At 48.3% G+C, this 6,571-nt stretch carries 5 protein-coding genes; 4 read left to right on the top strand and 1 reads right to left on the bottom strand.

The window, feature by feature from the left end; translation table 11 throughout:
• Positions 1-1,018 (bottom strand): hypothetical protein (locus tag PPL9_RS32700; protein ID WP_200962121.1); only part of this gene is annotated, 1,018 nt, incomplete at its 3' end.
• A 176-nt stretch (positions 1,019-1,194) separates the two neighbouring features.
• Between PPL9_RS32700 and PPL9_RS05800 the strand changes: the two genes are divergently transcribed.
• The 4 genes from PPL9_RS05800 (at position 1,195) to PPL9_RS05780 (ending at position 6,240) form a co-directional block, all read left to right on the top strand.
• Positions 1,195-4,143: a Tn3 family transposase gene (locus PPL9_RS05800; RefSeq protein WP_082596586.1), complete on the top strand. Its 2,949-nt coding sequence runs from the start codon at positions 1,195-1,197 to the stop codon at positions 4,141-4,143.
• A 112-nt stretch (positions 4,144-4,255) separates the two neighbouring features.
• Entirely contained in the window at positions 4,256-4,816 is a 561-nt protein-coding gene (locus PPL9_RS05795; RefSeq protein WP_057461808.1) for a recombinase family protein, read from the top strand.
• A gap of 676 nt (positions 4,817-5,492) precedes the next feature.
• A complete protein-coding gene (locus PPL9_RS05785; protein WP_200962119.1) occupies positions 5,493-5,792 on the top strand; it encodes a hypothetical protein in 300 nt (99 codons plus the stop codon).
• 28 nt (positions 5,793-5,820) lie between these two features.
• Positions 5,821-6,240 (top strand): hypothetical protein, encoded by a 420-nt coding sequence (locus PPL9_RS05780; RefSeq protein WP_057461805.1) that lies wholly within the window; start codon positions 5,821-5,823, stop codon positions 6,238-6,240.
• Positions 6,241-6,571: the final 331 nt, after the last annotated feature.

Below are 6,571 nucleotides of genomic sequence, written 5' to 3'. Positions count from 1 at the left end.
CGCCAGTATCACCACCGCCAGTATCGCCGCCACCAGTATCGCCGCCACCGGTATCACCGCCGCCAGTATCGCCACCACCTGTTGGGCTGCTGGTGAGATCACCTTGGCTGTAACCTCCATCAATTACATCTTCAGTGAGTGAGCCTACGATCGAACTAACAGAAGAGACAACAGAACCCATAATTGGGTTGGTAGCTTGCAAAGCCTTGCCAATTGTACCTGCGACATCAGCAACTTTATGTGTCAGGCTTGTTGAGTTATTCCAGTCATAGTAATTGCCCACGGTCTTTGTGATGCTATCAACAGTAGTTTGAACGTTCTTTTGGACTTCACGAATAACATCAGTTATTTCACTGGAATCATTATTATCTAGAAAATCATCGACAGTTTTCTCAACTTCTCTAATAGGTGAAGGCGTGTTTGCGGGTACTGTTTCTTCAATGACATCCGGTATGCCATGCCATAAGTCATATACAAGCTTTCCGACTATCGACTTTGTAACCCCAACAGGTACACGACCGAACTGCTGGGTCGTGACATAATAAACACCGTCAACCTCCTCTAGTTGACCCTGATGAAACACTTCTCCCTTATAACTAAAAACGCCGCTGACACTCTTGAGAAGCTGACCATTCGGGTCTTCCAATAAACCTGTTTTGGGAATTGGCTTTGCGCCTCGCGAGAGAGCTTCAATAGTAGAGACAAGCTCACCATCCATGTAGTAATGAACTGCATTATTTTGAATAATAGCTTCAGCTAGTGTTACAGCAGCCTCTACAACTGTAACACCTTCAGTAGCTCCCTTAACTGTCATATTAGTTAAATCAATTAAGTCATGCCCTGGATAAGCTTCAGTTGGATAACCTAAATCTTCGGTGAAGACCCTAATTTCTTCTGCCAGTATGTCTTGATCGGAGGGCAGCTTGTATTCGCCAAGCTCGCTGGTATTATTGCGAATGAGATTGACAACTTTCTCGGCTATCGTTTTCGAAATTGTCTCTCGTTCCTCTTCAAACAACTCATGACCGATTACGTCTCCGACGTGTTCATGGGAGTAGTTGCCAAAAACCCCTTGGCCTGTTGGCCCAGGAATATGGCCTAGTTCCCTCGAAGCTGCAAAAGTGGCAGAATTTTAGAAATTGTACTTTGAGTTGACAATTTTGATTTGATCCGCATTAATGTTCCGAAAATATATTGGAGTGGACATTGAAGCGGGTATGGTCAGGGGCTGAACTGCGTGAGCATTGGGTTCTTTCAGATGAGGAAATTCAGCTGCTTAAAGGTCGCTCTGCGGTTGGGCGAGTTTTGTTTGCATATATGCTCAAACATTATCAGCTTTATGCGCGTTTCCCGAGTTCATTGTCGAGTGTTTCTACTGAGGTTATTGACTTTCTTGCCGCTCAGGTATCAGCAAATTTTGAGCGTTTGGACAATGAGCAAGCTCTAAAACGCAGCATGCGAGACTATGCGCAAGAAGTCCGCGCCCATTTGAAATTGCGCCGTTTTGACCAAACCGGCAAGCAAGATTTTAAGAACTGGCTTCTGTCAGAGCTCCTGCCTCAGGCATTGGAGCCACACAGAGTGACAGCAGAGGTTAAAGCCTGGTTTTCAACACAACGCTACGAGTTACCAAAGGCAAAAGCATTAAAGCGCCTGCTTGGAGAGGCAGAGCGTATTTTTGAGATCGAGCTGTTTGAGAGCATTGTTGGGGCTCTTACAGACAGCGCTTGCACTGCGCTGAATGACCTGCTTGATACCACGCCACGTCCCTCAAAATTTTCGCGACTACGCTCTGGACCGGGTAAACCCAGCCTAGAATCGATATTGACGATTATTGATCGGCTTCAGTTGATCCGGCAGATCGGCCTGCCTTCAGGTTTCCTTGATAAATTTCCTACAGCATTGGTTGCCCGCTATCGCCAACGAGCGGGTTCTGAAGATGTTTGGGAATTAAGGCGGCATCCTGAGATGACACGCCTAGCACTTCTGGCCATTTACAGCGCCAAACGAGAAACTGAGCTGATTGACGACCTGGTCGAAACATTGATTGGAATCACTCACAAGATCGCCGTCCGGGCTGAGAAAAGGGTTGTTAGCGAACTTGTTGGAGAACTCACAAAGGTAAACGGTAAAACAACATTGCTGTTTCGGATTGCAGAGGCTGCCAATGCGGAACCGGAAGGAAGCGTGCGTCAAGTCATCTATCCTGTGGTAGGGGAGCAGACAATTGCCGATCTGGTCAAAGAGTATCGCTCTGACGGGCCAGCTTATGTGAAGCGCATTTATCGGAAGATTAGGACGTCTTATGCACAACATTACCGGCGCATGATGATGCCACTCCTCTCGACGCTGGAATTCCGTTCAACCAACCTGTGGTGCCAGCCGCTACTAGAGGCCCTTTCTTTGCTTCGTTGTCCCCATGACGCTGCTTCACGCTATTTTCCAATTGAGAAGGTGGCAGTGGATGACGTGATCCAACCTAAATGGCGCGAGTGTGTTATTGAAAATTCTGCACGCGGGCAAGAACGTGTCAATCGTATCAATTATGAGATTTGTGTATTGCATGAGCTGCGGGCTAAATTGCGCACCAAGGAAATCTGGGTGGAAAATGCCGGACGATTTTGCGACCCAGCTAAAGATTTGCCGCAAGACTTCGAAGCCAAACGGGAGGAGTACTGCCAGCAGCTGGACTTACCTTCTTCTGCGGAGGAATTTGTAAGAACCTTATCCGGCCAAATGCAAACTGCTCTAACTGAATTCGACCAGGGCCTGGCGGGAAATTCGTCGGTCCGCATTAAGATGCTAGGCGATAAAGCACGCATTTCCGTTAGCCCCTTGAAAGCTCAACCGGAACCGCCGAACCTTCAGGCCCTGCGCGATGAACTTGTTAAACGTTGGCCCGTCACCAGCCTTTTAGATGCATTAAAGGAAACTGACTTGCGAGTTGGATTTTCTCAGCATTTCAGTTCCACGGCCTCCAGGCAACATTTGAAAGGTGAGGAACTATCCCGAAGGTTACTTCTGGTGCTTTACGGACTTGGAACGAATATGGGCCTGAAAGCGCTTGCAGCAGGCAAGAATGGGGTAAGTTACAAGGAGCTTCTGTATCTGCGTCGGCGGTATATTCATGCGGACAATCTCAGACAAGCCACACGGCTGATTGCCAATGCAACCATGCAAATCCGCCAAAGGGAGATCTGGGGGGATGGGTCAACCAGCTGTGCCTCAGATTCCACGCAGTTCGGGGCATGGGACCAGAACCTGATGACTGAATGGCATCAGCGCTATAATGGTCGTGGGGTCATGATCTATTGGCATGTCGATACGAACGCCACTTGCATTCACTCACAACTTAAGCGCTGTTCCTCTTCCGAAGTAGCTTCAATGATGGAGGGGGTTCTACATCATTGTACGGAAATGGAAGTTGACAGACAATATGTTGACACTCATGGCCAAAGTCTCATTGCGTTTGCTTTTTGTACATTACTTGATTTTGACCTGATGCCGCGCTTCAAGGGGATCGCCCGCCAGAAGCTGGTGCGAGCAAGGCCTAAAAGTGAGCAGAGCTATCGCCATATCGACCCCTTGTTTGCCAACAGGCCAATTGATTGGGATCTGATCAAACAGCAATATCATGAGATGATCCGGCTCGCTTCGGCTCTTTATACCCGAACTGCCGACCCTGAAGCTATCCTACGTCGGTTTTCCAGAGGAGCGTCAACCCACCCGACTTATATGGCGCTATTAGAGCTCGGCCGGGCTGCCAAAACTATTTTCCTGTGCAGGTATCTGAACTCAGAGCAGCTGCGTCAGGAGATACATAGCGGGCTTAATGTGGTGGAACGCTGGAACGGCGTGAACAACTTTATTTGTTTCGGTAAGGCTGGCGAGTTTACCAGCAATCGACTTGAGGATCAGGAGACCTCCGCTCTGTGTCTTCACCTGCTTCAATCCAGTATGGTCTACATCAATACCCTCATGATTCAGGACGTACTTAGCGACCCGGTATGGGCTGCACGCATGACAGAACGGGACTGGGCAGGCCTATCACCACTACCTCACAGCCACTACAACCCTTACGGGGAATTCCCGCTCGATATGGAAGCTCGCCTACCCTTACATGACCTGGAGCTGGCTGCATGATGTGTTCCGAAACTTATAAGAAACCGAACGATTTTTTACTCGCGCGAAAACATAAGGTTAGTAGATCCGTATTTTTGTTCCGAATTAGTCAGGTAGAAACGGGTCAATTTCCATGCTGATCGGGTATGCACGGGTCTCAACGACGGGACAAAATCTCGCCACGCAGCTCCAGCAGCTCCAGGAGGCTGGTTGTGAGCGGATTTATCAGGAAAAACGCACTGGCCTTGACCGGTTAAGACCGCAGCTTGAGAAAATGCTGGGCCAAATCGAACCGGGAGATACACTTGTTATTGCAAGTCTGGATCGGTTGGCCAGATCCACCTATGATCTGTTTGACATCACAGCCAAGCTGGGAGAAAAAGGGGCGCTTTTCCGCTCCTTAAGAGAGCCGTGGGCTGATACAACAAGCACTATGGGAAAGTTCTTACTTACTGTATTTACAGGACTTTCCGAGCTGGAGCGGGACTTGATCAAAGACCGCACCGAAGAAGGACGCCTATCTGCTCAAAAGCGCGGCGTCAAGTTTGGTCGCAAAAGCAAGCTGACCCCGCATCAGCAGGAGCAGGTGCGCACCATGCTCCTGAGCGGGCAGTCCATTCGCGGGATTGCCCGGCATTTTAACGTCGGCGTCGCGACAATAGACAGGATCAAGAAGACAACCCCGCCTCACTGACTGAAATCCTGCCACTTTTGCAGCTTCGAGGGAACTGGGCCAACTACGTTCAGGTGTCAGTTCCGATATCTGGTTTGATGCTGCAGAGTTCGGTGAAACTCAAACTGCTGAAGATATCCAAGATGTCCAACAAGCGATGTTACGAGCCGCAGATCTGCTGGAAGGGATAGTCCCTATGCCAACTGGAACTAAGTTGCGCTCTCAAATCTCACCTTACGATATCGAGGGTGAGGCTTGGCTGATCTCACATCAAAGAACCGACGATGCGTTCGAGTTAGAGTTCTATGCCGGCAAATCGTTGAGCCCTAGCACTCCCAATTTTCAGGTAGATCTGCAGGTATCTGCAGAATCTGAAAGTCTTGAGATCGGTCTTCACCGATCTAGCGAGCCAGGACAGCGAAAAGTGCTCTTCATTGATCAAAACCAGATTGAGTGGGGGTCCTAATCGCCATTTGAACTGAAACCCGCTGGGTGCATTCACCCAACGGGAGAGTGCATTCAGCTCTATCAGGGGACAGAAATGCATTCAACAAAACTCGCTCTCACAGAGCTTAATCATGTTGTCCGATTATCTGATCAAGATAGCGGCCTACATCTCTCAATTGCCAGGTTCAATAATTCACTGCTTGATAGCAAGCGGCTCCACCCAGACAAGTTCTTTCGACGGGAGCCAGTGGTGATTGTTAACACACTCAACAGCCAACGTGTAATCCGTTATGCGATGGGAAACGCCGGCAAATATTCTATAAAAAAGTCCGCGATTGGGCTGGATTACGACGCTGTCGACGCCCTCGGTGTCAGGTTCAAAGAAATCTGTCAACTGCAGGCTCGGAAAGCGACACAGTGGGAGGTCCTTGTCTGGTTCTGGAACCACAAAGATCTCCCAACACAATTATCTATTCGCCTTGGTGTACTGGGCTTGATGTTAGGTCTGATCGGCTTTCTCAGCAGCTTGTTACCGATGTTGCTGAGTTAGCTGATAATCATATTTGGAGAGATTAATCATGACATTTTTTGAAACAGGAACAGCTATGTCAGCAGATACCAAGGAACCAAAAATCCTTTACACTCAGCTGGTGTGCCGCCAAACAGGTGAAATTTTGGGGCACGAAACTGGACCTTCAGGACTGACGAACTACTGCGCCAAGCATCTTTGGGATGTGCGTTTCGGTCAGGAAATCATTGTAACTGACACATCAGAAGTTGTTCATCCGTTTAAATTTTTAAGGCCGATAGCAAAGAATACGACTATCAAAATTTACGCAGATACTCATGATGATGTGCAGCCGTTGGGCGTTGCACCGATCTGGTCTGGCTTGGCCATCAAGTTAGATCAGTCAGGAATGTCGATTGAAGATATTGCCGGAAACACTTGGAGCGCATTCACGGGAAGTGGTGAATGGGTTGGTACTTCAGAATATTGACTCATGTTGCCTACCTTTATGTTATCGCGATACACCCCAAAACGTGTATCGCGATAATGCTCCCATTCCTATCAACTGCAGATAGGATACCTTCATTCATTTCCCGCCTGCTTAGTACTTTCTCACAAACTCTGAATGTATAATTTCCCTTGATTTACTTCAGGAATCTCGCCCATTTTCAAAAAAACCAGGATGTTCCTGATTTACGCCAAAGTGAACAAGCCGAGTTTTATATCTTCGGTTGATCTGGTCTACTGCTGTCGCCAGCTTCTCGTTCGGATTTGGCTTGCCAGGTTCCGGAGAGGTGAATAATTCACCGGATCTTTCTGCA

The sequence above is a fragment of the Pseudovibrio sp. POLY-S9 genome, assembly GCF_001431305.1.
In the GTDB taxonomy this organism is placed as follows: Bacteria; Pseudomonadota; Alphaproteobacteria; order Rhizobiales; family Stappiaceae; genus Pseudovibrio.
Note: the sequence above shows the minus strand (reverse complement) of the source record. Positions and strands in the feature narration are given on the sequence as shown.